Origin of the sequence: Archangium gephyra (genome assembly GCF_042230915.1) — a bacterium.
GTDB lineage: Bacteria > Myxococcota > Myxococcia > Myxococcales > Myxococcaceae > Archangium > Archangium gephyra_B.
Genome location: NZ_CP102578.1, coordinates 7,600,419 through 7,616,410, shown reverse-complemented (window position 1 = coordinate 7,616,410; position 15,992 = coordinate 7,600,419). Strand labels below are relative to the sequence as shown.

General features: G+C 69.5%; 8 protein-coding genes and 1 tRNA gene. 4 read left to right on the top strand and 5 right to left on the bottom strand.

Going from position 1 to position 15,992, the window contains the following annotated elements; genetic code table 11:
* Window positions 1–8: 8 nt before the first annotated feature.
* Both NR798_RS29670 and NR798_RS29665 read right to left on the bottom strand, forming a co-directional pair.
* Window positions 9–2,210, bottom strand: coding sequence for a molybdopterin oxidoreductase family protein (locus NR798_RS29670; RefSeq protein WP_375765870.1), 2,202 nt, complete (start codon window positions 2,208–2,210; stop codon window positions 9–11).
* Entirely contained in the window at window positions 2,207–6,319 is a 4,113-nt protein-coding gene (locus NR798_RS29665) for an ELWxxDGT repeat protein (RefSeq protein ID WP_375765869.1), read from the bottom strand. The genes NR798_RS29670 and NR798_RS29665 overlap by 4 nt, the downstream gene beginning before the upstream one ends.
* A 168-nt stretch (window positions 6,320–6,487) precedes the next feature.
* On the opposite strand from NR798_RS29665, the gene purL reads away from it, so the two are divergent.
* On the top strand, window positions 6,488–10,384 hold the full coding sequence (purL, locus tag NR798_RS29660; protein WP_375765868.1) for a phosphoribosylformylglycinamidine synthase: 3,897 nt from the start codon (window positions 6,488–6,490) through the stop codon (window positions 10,382–10,384).
* 130 nt (window positions 10,385–10,514) lie between these two features.
* Here the strand turns inward: purL and NR798_RS29655 are convergent, their stop codons facing one another.
* From NR798_RS29655 to NR798_RS29645, 3 genes are all read right to left on the bottom strand, one after another.
* A complete protein-coding gene (locus NR798_RS29655) occupies window positions 10,515–11,237 on the bottom strand; it encodes a hypothetical protein (RefSeq protein ID WP_375765867.1) in 723 nt (240 codons plus the stop codon).
* A gap of 79 nt (window positions 11,238–11,316) precedes the next feature.
* Window positions 11,317–12,945: a M20/M25/M40 family metallo-hydrolase gene (locus NR798_RS29650; protein WP_375765866.1), complete on the bottom strand. Its 1,629-nt coding sequence runs from the start codon at window positions 12,943–12,945 to the stop codon at window positions 11,317–11,319.
* A 15-nt stretch (window positions 12,946–12,960) separates the two neighbouring features.
* Window positions 12,961–13,032, bottom strand: a tRNA-Cys gene (locus NR798_RS29645).
* 129 nt (window positions 13,033–13,161) lie between these two features.
* On the opposite strand from NR798_RS29645, the gene NR798_RS29640 reads away from it, so the two are divergent.
* From NR798_RS29640 to asd, 3 genes are all read left to right on the top strand, one after another.
* Window positions 13,162–14,316: an acyl-CoA dehydrogenase family protein gene (locus tag NR798_RS29640; RefSeq protein ID WP_375765865.1), complete on the top strand. Its 1,155-nt coding sequence runs from the start codon at window positions 13,162–13,164 to the stop codon at window positions 14,314–14,316.
* A gap of 108 nt (window positions 14,317–14,424) precedes the next feature.
* Complete coding sequence (locus tag NR798_RS29635) at window positions 14,425–14,766, top strand: rhodanese-like domain-containing protein (protein WP_375765864.1); 342 nt, start codon at window positions 14,425–14,427, stop codon at window positions 14,764–14,766.
* A gap of 118 nt (window positions 14,767–14,884) precedes the next feature.
* A complete protein-coding gene (gene asd, locus NR798_RS29630) occupies window positions 14,885–15,973 on the top strand; it encodes an aspartate-semialdehyde dehydrogenase (protein ID WP_375765863.1) in 1,089 nt (362 codons plus the stop codon).
* Window positions 15,974–15,992: the final 19 nt, after the last annotated feature.

Sequence of the window (15,992 nt, the reverse complement as noted above, 5' to 3'; positions counted from 1 at the left end):
GGGTTGTCTCATCCAGTTGCGGAATGTTGCTGTGGTTCTTTCGTACGTGCTGATTGTACCGGCTCGACGCGGACCTGGATTCCGCTGAACGCGGCGTTGCCGCTGATGGCGTCCAACGCGCGGTCATCGGTCAGGTCATTGATGCTCACGCCTGCATGCTCCCCAGCCACCCGGAGCTGGACGCCTTCGCGCCCGTGTCCGTAGCCGTGCGGCAGGCTCACCACGCCCGGCATCATCTCGTCCGTCACGCTCACCGGGGCCTTCACCTCGCCGACGCGCGAGGTTATCACCGCTTCCTCGCCTTCCCGAAGACCCAGCCGCTGGGCGTCGTCGGGGTGCACCATCAGCGTACATCGTGGCTTGCCTTTGACCAGTTGCGGCACGTTGTGCATCCACGAATTGTTGTCCCGCAGGTGGCGCCGTCCGATGAGCAGCAGTGCTCCATCCCCGGTGGCGCCCGCGCCCTCCGGGAAGGTCTGGCGCAGCCGCGGGAGATCGGCCACCAGGGCCTCGGGCGCGAGCTGGATGCGGCGGTCCCGCGTGGCCAGGCGCCGGGGGAGGCTCGGCTCGAGCGGCCCCAGGTCCACGCCGTGCGGCTGGGCCTTGAGGCTCGCCAGGCTCAGGCCCTTGCGGAAGGGGCGGAGCTTCATGCCGTACGGGCCCGCGCGCAGCCCTAGGTCCAGCAGGCCGTCGGGGCCGAGCGCCTTGAGCGCCCGGTACGTCAGCGCGCCACGCACGCGGGGCTCGCCGCGCAGCGTCTCCAGCCGGTGCTTCAGCTCCAGGAACAGCTCCCAGTCGTGGCGCGTGTCCGGGCCCGGCTGGAAGAGGGGCGGGGAGTACTTCGCGGTGTTGCGCACCGCCAGCGCGTGGAAGGCCAGGTCGTAGTGGCTGCGCTCCAGCTTGGAGCTGGGCGGCAGGATGAGGTGCGCGTGGCGCGTCGTCTCGTTGATGTACGGGTCGATGCACACCATGAAGTCGAGCGATGCGAGGGCCGTGTCGAGCTGCCGCCCGTTGGGGGTGGACATGACGGGGTTGCCCGCGGAGGTGACCATCGCGCGGATGCGCCCGGGGCCCTCGGTGAGCACCTCCTCGCCGAGCGCGGCCACCGGCAGCTCGCCCGAGAACTCGGGCAGCCCGCGCACCCGGCTCCGCCAGCGGCCGTAGCTGCCGCGGCTCATGGCCATGGCCTTGGGGCCACCCACGATGTCGAAGGCCGGGCGCGTGAAGAGGGCGCCCCCCGGGCGATCCAGGTTGCCCGTCACGATGTTGATGACGTTGATGAGCCACTGGCACATCGCGCCGAAGGCCTGCGTGGAGACGCCCACGCGCCCGTAGCAGACGGCGGCCTCCGAGGCGGACAGCTCGCGGGCGATCCTCCGGGTGGTCTCCGCCGGCACGCCGGTGTGGGGCTCGGCGCGCTCGGGGGTGAAGTCGCGCGCCAGCTCGCGCACGGTGGCCAGGCCGTCGGCGAGCTCCGCGAGCCTCCCCATCTTCGGGCCCGCCTCCTCCAGCAACACGTGCAGGAGCGCGAAGAGGAAGAGCGCGTCGGTGCCGGGACGGATGAAGACGTGCTCGTCCGCGACGCGGGCCGTCTCCGTCTTCCGGGGGTCCACCACCACCACCCGGCCTCCGCGCTGCTGGATGGCCTTGAGCCGGTGGCGCACGCCCGGCGCGCTCATCAGGCTGCCGTTGGAGGCCAGCGGGTTGGCCCCGAGGATGAGCATGTAGCGCGTGTGGTCGATGTCCGGGATGGGGATGAGGAACTGGTGCCCGAACATCAGGTACGCGGCGAGCTGGTGGGGGAGCTGATCCACCGACGACGCGGAGAACTTGTTCTTCGTGCGCAGCGCCCGCAGGAAGAGCGGCAGGAACATCATCGCGCCGTGGTCGTGCACGGTGGGGTTGCCCACGTACACGCCCACCGCGTCCTTGCCGTGCTCGCGCTGGATGGCGTGCAGCCGCCGCGCCGTCTCGTCGAGCGCCTCCTCCCAGGAGATGGGCTGCCAGCCGGTGGCGGTGCGCCGCACGGGCTGCCGGAGCCGGTCCGGGTCCTCGTGGAGATCCTGGAGCGCGACGGCCTTGGGGCAGATGTGGCCCTGGCTGAAGGGATCCGCTTCATCGCCCCGGATGGAGGTGACGCGGCCCTCGGCGGTCTCGATGCGCAGGCCGCACATGGCCTCGCACAGGTTGCAGGTACGGAAGTGCGTCATCGGGTGCCTTCCTGGGAGCGGCGGGAGGAGCGGCGGCGGGCGGCGAGGGTCAGCAGCGAGAGCAGCCCCATCCACCCGGCCGCGCCCATGCTACCCGGAGCGGCGGAGCAACCACCGGACTTCTCGATGTGCACGTTGAAGGTGCACCGGGCCGCGTTGCCCGCGTCGTCCCGGGCCGTGACCTCCACGGAGGTGTTACCCGGTTGGAACACACTGCCGCTGGCCGGAGAGAAGGTGATGGCGGGCGAGGCCGTCACCCGGTCCGTGACGGAGGGCTGGGGCAGCTGCACCGCCACCGGCCCCCGGGCGATGGTCATGTCCTGCGGGCAGGTGAGCAGCGGCGGTAGGGTGTCGGTCACCACGACGGAGAAGCCGCACTCGGCCACGTTGCCCGCGGCGTCCCGGGCCTGCACCCGGACGGGCGTCTCTCCGACCGGGAAGGTGTCGCCGGAGGCGTGGCTGAGGGAGACCTCGACGGTGGAGACGGTGTCCACGACGTTGTTCACGATGAACTCCGCGGGCGCGCCCGAGGCGCCAACGGCCTCGGCCTGGACGTTGGCCGGGCACCGGAGCGTGGGCGCCTGGGTGTCGCGGACGGACACCTGGAAGGTGCAGCTGGAGGTGTTGCCGGCACCATCCGTCGCCGTGGCCGTGACGGGCGTGTTGCCGAGCCCGAAGCGGCTGCCGTTGAGCTGATCGTAGGTGATGGTGGGGCGGGAGACGTCCCCGTCCGAGGCCTCGGCGGGCGGCCAGGTGACATCCGCGCCAGTGGCGCTCTGGGCCTCGACGAGCTGATCCGCCGGGCACGTCACCACCGAGGCCGTCGTGTCCTGCACGCGCACGGTGAAGGTGCACTGCTTGCTGTTCTTCTGCGCGTCGGTGGCCGTCACCGTCACCATCGTGTTGCCCCAGGGGAAGAGGCCGCCGGACTCGTGGCTCACGGAGATGACCGGGGCGCGGGTGACCGCGTCGGTGGCCCGCGGGGCCGAGTAGGTGATGCGCGCGCCGTCCTCACGGGTGGCCTCCACCGTGGCGTCCGCCGGGCAGACCGGCTCCGGAGGCGTGGTGTCCCGCACCGTGACGGTGAAGGTGCACGTGTCCACGAGGCCCGCCGAGTCGCGCGCGGTGACGCGCACCTCGGTGTCTCCGAGCGGGAAGAAGCCGCCCGGCACATGGCTGTAGGAGATGGCGGGCGGGAGCGCGGTGTCGTCGCTGGCCGTCGCCTCCTCGAAGTCGACCCGCGCGCCCAGGAACTGCTGGGCCTCGACGGGCGGGACCACCGGACAGGTGACGCTCGGAGGCGTGCCGTTGGTGAGCAGCGACAGCGGCATCAGCCACGGCTCGCGCCCGCGCCGCCCATCGCTCGCGCTGAAGGCGAGGGTGTCCCCGAAGACGGTGAAGCCCGCGGGATTCGAGCCGAGCTGCCACGGGGCGATGTCGTGCAGCACGAAGGTGCCCGCCTCGGTGCCGTCCGAGCGCCACAGCTCGGTGCCGCCCACCCCATCATTCGCGGCGAAGACGAGCAGCTTCTCGGCGGGGAGCGCGAAGAGCGACTCGGCGAGCACACCGCTGCCCGTGCCCGGGAGGATGTCCTTCACGCGCATGGGGACGGGCTCCGCCGCGGTGGTGTCGAGCTTCCACAGCTCGCGCCCGGAGGTGCCGTCGTCGGCGGTGAAGTAGAGCGTCTTGCCGAGCACCGTGAGGGCGCCAGGGCTGGAGCCCCCGCTGGCCGGGTTGAGCTCCTGGACGAGCACGGTGCCGCTCTCGGTGCCATCGGTGCGCCACAGCTCGCGGCCGAAGCCATCGTTGGCGGTGAAGTAGAGGAGGCCGTCGAGCACCGCGAACGTGGAGGGGCCGGCGTCGAGGATGCCCGGGGCGATGTCCTTCACCAGCGAGGTGCCCGCCTCGGTGCCGTCCGTCTTCCACAGCTCGATGCCCGTGTTCTCCTCGTTGGCCACGAAGTAGAGGGTGCTGCCCACCACCCCGGCGATGTTCATGACGGCGCTCATGCCCACGTAGTCGCGGATGTTCGCCACGCGGGAGGTGTTCGCCTCGGTGCCCTCCGTCCTCCACAGCTCGCGGCCGCCGGAGGCATCCCGGGCGATGAAGTAGAGGACATCACCCATGGCGGTGAAGCGCGAGGGGCGCGAGGAGGGTCCGCTCCCCGCGGCGATGTCCTTCACCAGGGTGGTGCCCGCCGCCGTGCCGTCGCTCTTCCACAGCTCGATGCCGCGCGCGGAGTCCTGGCCGGCGAAGTAGAGGAAGCCGCCGTGGGAGACGATCTCCATGGGGGAGCTGGCCGCGGTGGTGAGCCGGACGCTGCTCGTCACCCGGGCCGTGCCCGCGGTGGTCCCATCCGTCTTCCAGAGCTGGAAGCCCTCCGCGAGCGACGGCATGGCCGCGAAGTAGAGGGCTCCGTTGAAGGGCGTCAGGGCGCTCAGGCCCGACTCCGCAGTGAACTCGGGAGCGTCGTCGGGGACGATGTTCACGAGCGGCTGCGTGCCCGCCACCGTGCCATCCGTCCGCCACAGCCGGGCCGCCTCCTCCTGCTCGAAGGTGGTGAAGTACAGCGCGCCATCGAAGGAGGCGAAGGGAGCGGGGTTCGAGCCCCGGGTGGGCGTCAGGTCGGTTCCGACGGGGACGGTGGTGGCCGCATCGCCCTTCGACTTCCACAGCGTGGGCAGCGGCGGCAACTCGTCGGAGAGGCCCGTGCCCGGCGCGGTCGCCACGAAGTACACGGTGTCGCCCAGGACGGTGAACGCCTTGGGGGACGGATCCGCGAGGCGGTCGCCCGTGAAGTGGTTGGTGCCGATGCGCCGGGAGCCCGAGGGCGTGCCGTCGCTCGTCCACAGCTCATGGCCCACGCCCGGCTCGTAGCCGGTGAAGTAGAGCGTGCCTCCATGGGCCGTCATCAGCAGCGGGCCCTTGCCGCCCGCGGCCTTGAAGTCCACCAGCTTCGCCGTGCCCGCGGCCGAGCCGTCCGTCGCGTAGAGGGCGCTCTCGGTGTTGCTCGCGTCCCTCATCATGAAGAAGAGGCGCGAGCTGGTGGCGGTGAGCGCGTCGGGCTTCTCCACGGAGTTGTTGCCGGGGACGAGCTCCAGGACGCGCTGCGTACCCGCCTCGGTGCCATCGGTCTTCCACAGCTCGCGCCCCGTCACGCCGTCCGAGGCGACGAAGTACACCGCGCCCTCGAAGACGGTGAGCTGCACGGGGTTGGAGCCCGTCGCGCCCGGGAGGATGTCTCTGACGCGCACGGTGCCCGCCTCGGTGCCGTCGGTCTTCCACAGCTCGGTGCCCGCCGTGCCCTCGTTGCCCGCGAAGTAGAGCGCCCGGCCGGAACGCACGAGCCCGCGCGCCAAGGGGAAGGTCGTGACCGTCACCCCCGCGCCGACCCGGACGGTGCCCGTCTGGGTGCCATCGGTGCTCCACAACTGCCGGGTGCCCCCCGGATCATTGACCAGGAAGTAGAGCCTTCCGCCCAGCTCGGTGAACGCCTGGGGCTCGCTGCCGCCCGTGCCCAGCGAGATGTCCCGGACGAGCTGAGTGCCCTCCGGGGTCCCATCGGTGCGCCACAGCTCGGCGCCGTGCTCGCTGTCCTGGGCGCTGAAGAGAATCCACCCGTTGAGCTCGGCGAACCCGGTGGGCCGGGAGCTGGCCGCGCCGGGGGAGATGTCCTTGAGGAGGAACGTCCCCGCGGTGGTGCCGTCCGTCCGCCACAGCTCCACGCCATGCGCCTCGTCGGAGGCGGTGAACCAGGTGAGCCCCCGCGAGTGGAAGAACTGGGAGGGCGCCGAGCCGATGGGACCCGGGACGATGTCGGCCACCAGCGCGGGGCCCGAGGCGTCGAGCCTCCACAGCTCGGACCCGAGGCTGTCCTCATTGGCCGCGAAGAGGAGCGCTGTTCCCGCGGCCGTGGGGGACTCGGGGTAGCGCACCAGGGCGCGCTCGGGCTTGGTGCCCACGTCCACGAGGGAGGCGGGACCTTCGCCCAGGGCCCGGCGGGTGGCTTTCGGCGCCAGCTTCGCCGGCTCCTCGCGAGTGGGGGACGAGCAGGCTCCCCCTAGCACCAGGACGCACAAGGCCGCCAGGATCGTGTTCGCTCTCACCATGCTGTTCCTCGGAGACTCCCCCGCCGGACCCGTGGGGCCCGGCCATGTCGAATCGGCGGCGGCATTCAACCATATCCAGACCCGGCGGAGGGCCCTCCGACCACTCAGGGGAGGGCAGGCGATCTCTTTCAGATGCAGGAGGGGGGCTGTGGAGATAAGAGGCGCTCCATGCTCACCCTGCGTGGTGCCCCCGCCCTCTCCGAGTTCCGTCTGGCCAAGTTGCTCGCTCGCTGCCGCGAGCTGGAGCCGGCCGTCGCCTCCGTCTACGCGGAGTTCGTGCACTTCATCGACGTCGCGGCCGCGCTCTCCGAGTCCGAGCGGACCCTGATGGACAGGCTGCTGGAGTACGGCCCCCGGCTCACCCGTGGCGAGCAGCGCGGCAGCCTGCAGTTGGTCATCCCTCGGCCCGGGACCATCTCGCCCTGGTCCTCCAAGGCCACGGACATTTTCCAGAACACCGGCCTGCGCGCCGTGCGGCGCATCGAGCGGGGCGTGGCTTACTGGGTCGCTGACCGGACGGGCAAGGCCCTGAGTCCCGAGCAGCTCGCCCGCCTCCAGCCGGTGCTGCACGACCGGATGACCCAGGCGGTGGTGGAGCGCGAGGAGGACGCCGCCATCCTCTTCGCCGGGCACACGCCCCGGCCGCTCACCAGGGTGGATGTGGTGGGGGGAGGCCGGGCCGCGCTCGTCACCGCCAACCGGGAGCTGGGCCTGGCGCTGGCCGAGGATGAGATCGACTACCTGGTGGCGCGCTTCACGGAGCTGAAGCGCAACCCCACCGACGTCGAGCTGATGATGTTCGCGCAGGCGAACAGCGAGCACTGCCGGCACAAGATCTTCAACGCCTCGTGGACGATTGATGGGAAGCAGCAGGAGCGCTCGCTCTTCCAGTCCATCAAGAACACGTACGCGGCGAACAAGGAAGGCGTGCTGTCGGCGTACAAGGACAACGCGGCGGTGATGGAGGGCTTCGAGGTGGAGCGCCTCTTCCCGGAGGTGGCCAGCGGCGAGTACCGCTTCCACCGCGAGCCCGCGCACATCCTGATGAAGGTGGAGACGCACAACCATCCCACCGCCATCTCGCCGCACCCGGGCGCCTCGACGGGCGCGGGCGGGGAGATTCGGGACGAGGGTGCCACGGGCCGTGGAGCGAAGCCCAAGGCGGGCCTGGCCGGGTTCTCCGTGTCCAACCTGCGCATCCCCGGCTTCGAGCAGCCCTGGGAGCAGGCCTACGGCAAGCCGGAGCGGATCGTCTCCGCGCTCGACATCATGATCGAGGGCCCGCTGGGGGGCGCCGCCTTCAACAACGAGTTCGGCCGGCCCAACCTGTGCGGCTACTTCCGCAGCTTCGAGCAGCAGGTGTCCACGCCCGAGGGCGCCGAGGTGCGCGGCTACCACAAGCCCATCATGATCGCCGGAGGCCTGGGCAACATCCGGGACGGGCACGTGCAGAAGGGCACGCTGAAGCCAGGGGACAAGATCGTCGTGCTGGGCGGCCCGGCGATGCTGATCGGCCTGGGCGGCGGCGCGGCGTCCTCGATGACGCAGGGCTCGAGCGCGGCGGACCTGGATTTCGCCTCGGTGCAGCGCGACAACCCGGAGATGGAGCGGCGCTGCCAGGAGGTCATCGACCGCTGCTGGGCGCAGGGCGACGCCAACCCCATCCGCTCGATTCACGACGTAGGCGCGGGAGGCCTGTCCAACGCGGTGCCGGAGCTCATCCACGACAACAACCTGGGTGGACGCTTCGAGCTGCGTGAGGTGCCCAACGCCGAGCCCGGCATGGCGCCGGTGGAGATCTGGTGCAACGAGGCGCAGGAGCGCTACGTGCTGGCCATCGCGCCGCAGGACCTGGAGCGCTTCGCGGCCCTGTGCGAGCGCGAGCGGGCGCCTTTCGCGGTGCTGGGGGACGCGACCGAGGAGCAGGTGCTGAAGGTGTCGGACCGGCAGTTCGGCAACGCGCCCATCGACATCCCGATGGATGTGCTGTTCGGCAAGCCGCCGCGCATGCACCGGGACGTGAAGTCGCGGCCGCTGACGCACGCCGAGCTGAAGCTGGATGCGCCGGTGAAGGAGCTGCTGGGACGGGTGCTCGGACACCCGACGGTGGCGGACAAGGGCTTCCTCATCACGATTGGCGACCGGACGGTGGGGGGCCAGACGGCGAGGGACCAGATGGTGGGCCCGTGGCAGGTGCCGGTGGCGGACTGTGCGGTGACGCTGTCGGCGCACGCGGGCTACACGGGCGAGGCCATGTCCATGGGCGAGCGCACGCCGGTGGCGCTCATCGACGCGGCCGCCTCGGCGCGCATGGCGGTGGCCGAGGCCGTGACGAACATCGCCTCGGCGCGGATTGGCAAGCTGGGGGACGTGAAGCTGTCGGCCAACTGGATGGCGGCGGCCGGCAGCCCGGGCGAGGACGCCAACCTCTACGCCGCGGTGAAGGCGGTGGGCATGGAGCTGTGCCCGGCGCTGGGCCTCACCATTCCGGTGGGCAAGGACTCCATGTCCATGCGCACTGTGTGGGAGGAGAAGGGGAATCGGAAGGCGGTGACGGCGCCGCTGTCGCTCATCGTGTCGGCCTTCGCGCCGGTGCTGGACGTGCGCAAGTCGCTCACGCCGCAGCTGCGCGAGCCGGGCGTGGACTCGCGGCTGGTGTTCGTGGACCTGGCGGGCGGCAAGCAGCGGCTGGGGGGCTCGGTCCTGGCTCAGGCGTACTCGCAGGTGGGCCCGCGCTGCCCGGACGTGGAGAACCCCGAGACCCTCAAGGGCTTCTTCACCGCGATGCAGGTGCTCAACGAGGCGGGTCTGGTGCAGGCCTACCATGACCGCTCCGACGGTGGCCTGCTGACCACGCTGGTGGAGATGGCCTTCGCGGGGCACTGCGGCTTCGACGTGGACGTGGCCGCGCTGGGTGCGGATGCCGTGGCGGCGCTCTTCAACGAGGAGCTGGGCGCGGTGCTGCAGGTGAAGGCCGGGGACCTCCAGCGGGTGCGCGAGGTGCTGACGAAGCACGGGTTGGGCGCGCACTGCCACGAGCTGGGCCGGCCGGGCGCGGCGCTGACGGTGCGGGTGCGGCAGGGCGCGAAGGTGCTCCTCGAGGAGGAGACGGTGGCGCTGCGCAAGGTGTGGTCGCGCGTGAGCTACGAGATGCAGAAGCTGCGCGACAACCCGCGCTGCGCGGAGGAGGATTACGCCGCGAAGTGCGACCCGAAGGATCCCGGCCTGTCGGCGCGGCTCACGTTCGACCCGGCGGAGGACGTGGCGGCGCCGTACATCGCGAAGGGCGCGAAGCCGCGGGTGGTCATCCTGCGAGAGCAGGGCGTGAACAGCCAGTTCGAGATGGCGCGGGCGTTCATTCGCGCGGGCTTCACGGCGGTGGACGTGCACATGAGCGACATCCTCACCGGGAGGGTATCGCTGAAGGACTTCACGGGCGTCGCGGCCTGTGGAGGCTTCTCGTACGGCGACGTGCTGGGCGCGGGCGGAGGCTGGGCGCGCTCCATCCTGTTCAACGCGCGGGCGCGGGACGAGTTCGCCGCCTTCTTCGCGCGCTCGGGCACGTTCGCCCTGGGCATCTGCAACGGCTGCCAGATGATGTCGCAGCTGCGCGAGCTGATTCCGGGCGCGGAGCACTTCCCGCACTTCGTGCGCAACGCGTCGGAGCAGTTCGAGGCGCGGCTGGTGCAGGTGGAGGTGGCGGAGAGCCCGTCGCTGTTCTTCAAGGGCATGGCGGGCAGCCGCATCCTGATCGCATCGTCGCACGGCGAGGGGCGGGCGGAGTTCACCAGCGCGGAGGAGGCGGCGAGGGTGAACGGGCTGGGGATGGTGCCGGTGCGCTTCGTGGACAACCACGGGCGGGTGACGGAGACGTACCCGGCGAACCCGAACGGCTCGCCGCACGGAATCGCGGGCCTGACGTCGAGGGACGGGCGCGTCACCATCATGATGCCGCACCCGGAGCGGGTGAGCCGGAGCGTGACGTACTCGTGGTGCCCGCCGGAGTGGGGCGAGGACGGCCCCTGGATGCGGATGTTCCGCAACGCGCGCGCGGCGCTGGGGTAGTGCCCGCAGTAGGCTCCTGCATCACCTGGGGCGTTTTCTGCCCACGCCCCTGGGTGCACCGACCAGTTTTTGACGCCTCGGGGATTTTGAGACTCAGGAGCGAGCTCGGCAGAGCGGGGCCTAGTGAACCTTACTTTCTCAATGGGAAGAGAGACTTCCACCATGAGGGTGTGGGGCTCTGCGGCATCATGAGTTGAAGGGCGATCCTCGCACGGCGTTGAGCAGCCCAGCAGATCCGAGCGGAGGCTCCCCAGGAGAATATTACATGGAGCAAATGTAACACGAACGCGGTCCCGAACACGGTGCCAATTGTTGTCACCCATGGGATGGTGCCTTCCGGGAAGGGAACCATCTTTATCTTGTCTAGATGATGCAAAAACAAGGCGAGCAGAGGGGGAAATGCTGAGGGCAATAACTTGGTTGCTCTATTCTTATTGCGTGCGCTCTCCTCTACTGACAGTTTCTCCCAGTCCATTATGTACTGGTTGGATTGTCTCTCAATCAAGGACTGGAGCACTTCAATCTCGTCCGATATTTCCTTTGCCAGAGAGAGATTGATGTTTTCCGGGTGCTGTGTTGTTTTTTGAAGTTCCAGCCGGATTGAGTTGGTTTTTTGGGCAATGTCAGACAGCTTGGTTGCCCAGAAAACAGGGCCGTCTGTCTTGTTGTCGGTTGAAAAGCCAAGTTCGTGCAGCAACGGCCATGTAGGGATGCTGTTTCTGTGAATCTTTACCGCTCTTAGCTCGTTCGCGATTTCGGTGAGACGGGTGGTTGTCTCATCAGATTTAACGGTGGGTGTTCCCGAATTATTGGCTGCTGATGTGCCCGGATTGGGTGTCACTTCACGCCCCATTCATGTTTGGACGAGTCTTGTTTGGCGAGCTGTGCGGCTGCCGACAACGTGGCCGCACAGTGCCTTGTTTAGCCTGAGATCAGCGCGTCGCAGGGCTCGCGGAGGCGTTGGTCTTCCGCCCGCGCTTCCCGGACGTCCAGTCTTCCCACATGTTCATGCTCTTCATCTGCTGGCCCAGGTCCGTGGTGCGGACCAGCTCCTCCACCTGGGCGCGCGAGTGGCGCGGCAGCTTCGCGTCCATCTGCGCGAAGCCGTACGCCAGCGCCCCCGCGATGGCCGTGTTGAGCCGCAGTTGCTGCGGATCGCACTTGTCCAGCTCGTCCGAGCGCGCGTGGTAGTTCGGGCCGTAGAGCGCCGGCTCCTGGTTGGCCACCAGGTTGGGCACCCCGTGCAGCATGAAGTCGAAGTTGTCCGTGCCCACGATCGGCGCGTCCACCTGCGTGAAGGGGCCCAGTCCCTTCACCGGCTCGAGCGCCACGTCCACCAGGGGCGGCAGCTCGGGGCGGCCTCCCGTGAAGAAGCCGTTGATGCGCCCGCAGCCGATGTCGAACGAGGACGCCATCACGTGCTTGTCCAGCTCGGCCTCGTGCGCCTTCACGTAGCCCTCCGAGCCGTACATGCCCTGCTCCTCGCCGTTCCACAGCGCGAAGCGGAGGGTGCGCGCCGGTTTGATCCCCAGCCGCTTCATCTGCCGCGCCACGTCGATGAGCGCCGCCACGTTGGCTCCGTTGTCCAGCGCCCCCGTCCCCAGGTCCCACGAGTCCAGGTGTGCGCCGAGCACCACCACCTCGTCCGGGCGCGTGCTGCCGCGGATCTCCCCGATGACGTTGTAGCTCTCGTACGCGGGCCCGGTCTGGACATCGAGCTCGGCCGTGAGCATCAGCGTCTTGCCCGTGCGCAGCAGGCGCTGGGCGCGCAGGGCTCCGTCACGCTCCATCACCATCATGGGCCGCGTGTTGCGCAGGCCCACCGACACGTTGTGCCGGTAGAGCAGGTTGTTGGGCCGTGAGCCCACGTACACCACGCCCGCCACGCCGGCCGCGAAGGCCCGCTGCTCGATCTCCGCGGCCTCGGCGTACTCGCGGAACAGATCGTCCACATTCTTCAGCTCGGTCGTGTCCACGAGCAGGAAGGCGCCCTTCGCCTTCTCCCCGAGCGCCTGGAGCTCCTTCTCCGTGCCCTTGCCCGCGTCGAGCAGCGGCGCCATCAGTCCGCCCTTGGGCGTGGCGGTGGAGAAAGGCATGGCCGCGATGCGGGGCGAGAACTCTAGCCCCTTGCCGCGCACGGTGGCGGACGCCGAGCGCTCCAGCCACAGGCCCGGCATCTGGAAGGGCTCCTTGCGCGCCTCGACGCCCGCCTCACGCAAGCGCGCGAGCGCCCAGTCCACGGAGCGCAGGTTCGCCGGCGAGCCCGTGGCCCTTCCGCCCACCTCGTCCACGAGGGACTGCAGATCGCCCATCAGCGGCGTGTCCCCGAGGAAGGCGGAGACGAGTCGCGCCGCCTCGGCCTGCGACGCCTCCGGGGCCTTCGCCGCGGGCTTGCGCTCGGTCGCCAGGGCCGGCGAGCCGAGGAGGGACAGGGACAGGAGGGAGGACAGCAGTCGGCGGGAGGCGACAGTGCTCAGGCAGGGGCTCCAGGAAGAGTGGAGCCGCGAGCATCCTCCCAGTACCCGGAAACACGAAGGCCCGATGTGAACCGGAGTCCACATCGGGCCCTTGTTGTGAGGCGCCACCCGGATTCGAACCGGGGAATGAAGGTTTTGCAGACCTTTGCCTTACCACTTGGCTATGGCGCCGCGAGAAGCGTGTACGCCTTATATGAACCCGAAACAGCCGGGTCAAGACAGGAGAAAGGGGGGCGTGCACATCCGTGTCCGCTAGCATCGCGGGCGAGCGGTCCAGCGGCCCACCGGAGGAGCTCAATCATGCTGCAGGGTTACGGGCTGTACCAGGAGGAGCACGAGGCCTTCCGCCGCACGGTCCGGGCGGTGGTGGACAAGGAGCTGAAGCCCTTCGCCCCCCAGTGGGAGGAGCAGGAGGAGTTCCCCCGGGAGCTCTTCACCCGCTTCGGTGAGCTGGGCTTCCTCGGCCTCAAGTACCCGGAGGCCTATGGTGGCTCCAACGCCGGGGAGCTGTACGAGGCGGTGCTGCTCGAGGAGATGGGGCGCTGCGGCTCGGGCGGGGTCGCCGCCGGCCTGGGGGCCCAGCACACCATCGCCACCGGCCCCCTCCACAAGTACGGCACCGAGGATCAGAAGCAGCGCTTCCTCGCTCCGGCCATCCGGGGCGAGAAGATCGGCGCGCTCGGCATCACCGAGCCCAATGGCGGCTCGGATGTGGCGGGCCTGCGCACCACCGCCCGCCGCGATGGCGACTCCTACGTCGTCAACGGCTCGAAGACCTACATCACCAATGGCGTCCGGGCGGACTTCGTCGTGCTGGCGGTGAAGACGAACCCGGATGCCGGGCACAAGGGCTTGGCGCTGCTGGTGGTGGAGAAGGGCACGCCCGGCTTCTCCGTGGGGCGTAAGCTCAAGAAGCTCGGGTGGCGCGCCTCGGACACCGGGGAGCTCTTCTTCGAGGACTGCCGGGTGCCCGCGGCCAACCTGATCGGCGGCGTGGAGGGGCAGGGCTTCTATCAAATCATGGGCAACTTCCAGTGGGAGCGCCTGTCGCTCGCCCTGGGGGCGCTCGGGGCCATGGAGGAGATGCTGGAGGTCGTCATGGCCCACGTGAGGGACCGGCGGGCCTTCGGTCACGCGCTCCACGAGTTCCAGGTGGTGCGGCATCGCATCGCCGAGCTGGCCACCGAATTCGAGGCGGCGCGCCAGCTCACCTACCACGCGCTGCGCCTGCACGTGGGGGGCGAGTACGCCATCGCCCAGACGTCCATGGCCAAGAAGGTGGCCACCGAGACGGCCTGCCGGGTGGCCGATGCGTGCCTCCAACTGCACGGCGGCGCCGGGTACATGATGGAGTACGACATCCAGCGCCACTGGCGGGACGCGCGCCTGGGCCCCATCGGTGGCGGCACCAGCGAGATCATGAACGAGATCATCGCCAAGCAGCTCGGTCTCTAGGCGGGCGCGGTCCGGGGCGGGCGGGCAGGCTCCCGGGAAGGGAATGAGGGGGCTCCTCGTTCTGCGGGACAGACACCGCAGCAGGAGGTCCGGGTGGTGGATCCCCGTATGCCTTGTACCGAGCTCTATGTGCGGCTCGGAGACGAGGAAGTGCTCGTGCTCGACTGCAGAGATCCCGAGGATTGGGATCGCTACGGTCTCCATATCCCCGGTGCCCTGTGGATGCCCTTCGAGGAGATTCTACGGGACGCGGAGGTCCTCCCCGACGACGAGCTGATCGTGGTGTGTGGGTGTTCCCCGGACGGCTCCGATGCGCGCCGGGCCTGCCGCCTGCTCAACCACAAGGGGCTCAACGCGGTCTGTCTGGACGGGGGCCTCCAGGGGTGGATCACCCACGGGCTACCGACCGAGAGCCACCTGTCGGATGCCTCGGCGGGCGGGCTGTGCTGAGCCCTGTGGGGAGCCCTACAGGGGGCCGTGTCCGCCGCGGTGCGTAGAAGTCCGGCGCCAAAGGGTGTAAAGGACCCGCCATCTCTCGACCCCCACGAGAAAGGGAGTCTCTGACACCATGGCCAAGCTTCGTGCCGTCCTGATCGGCGCCACTGGACTCGCCGGCCAGCAGTTCATCGCCGCGCTGAAGGATCACCCTTCCATCGAGCTGACCGGACTGGCGGCCTCGCCGCGCTCCGCGGGCAAGGCCTACGCCGAGGCGCTCAAAGCCTCCAACGGGATGACGGCCTGGTTCGTCCCCGAGGCGCTCCCGGAGTCGATCGCGAAGATGAAGGTGGTGAGTGGTGAGGAGGTCCAGGCCCGGGACTACGACATCGCCTTCTCGGCGGTGGAGTCGGACGTGGCCAAGGAGATGGAGCCCCGGCTCGCGCGGGACATCCCCGTGTTCTCGGCGGCCAGCGCCTTCCGCTACGAGGCGGACGTGCCGCTGCTCATCCCCCCGGTGAACGCCGATCACGCCCGGCTGGTGCGCGAGCAGCAGAAGCGCCGGGGCTGGAAGGGTTACATCGTCCCCATCCCCAACTGCACCACCACCGGCATGGCCATCACCCTGGCCCCGCTGGCCGAGCGCTTCGGCATCAAGGCGGTGGTGATGACCTCCATGCAGGCCATGTCCGGCGCGGGCCGCTCGCCCGGCGTGATCGGCCTGGACATCCTGGACAACGTCATCCCCTTCATCCCCAAGGAGGAGGAGAAGGTCCAGGTGGAGACGAAGAAGATCCTCGGCTCGCTGGACGCCGCGGGGGCCGCCATCACCTCGCACGACGTGCGGGTGTCGTGCACCTGCACCCGCGTGGCGGTGATGGAGGGCCACACCGAGTCCGTCTTCGTGTCGCTGGCCCGCAAGGCCTCCGTGCAGGAGGTGGTGCAGGCCATGCGCGAGTGGCGGGGCGCCGAGGTGTCTCGCAACCTGCCGTCCGCGCCGCCGCGCTGGATCGAGGTCCTGGAGGATCCCTTCCGTCCGCAGCCGAGGCTGGACCGGGACACGCACGCGGGCATGGCCACCACGGTGGGCCGGGTGCGCGAGGACGGCGTGCTGGAAAACGGCTTCAAGTACCTGCTCGTCTCCCACAACACGAAGATGGGAGCGGCCAAGGGAGCGATCCTGGTAGCCGAACTGATGCGTGCCCAGGGGCTCCTGGGATGAGTAGGCTCTAGGGGTACTC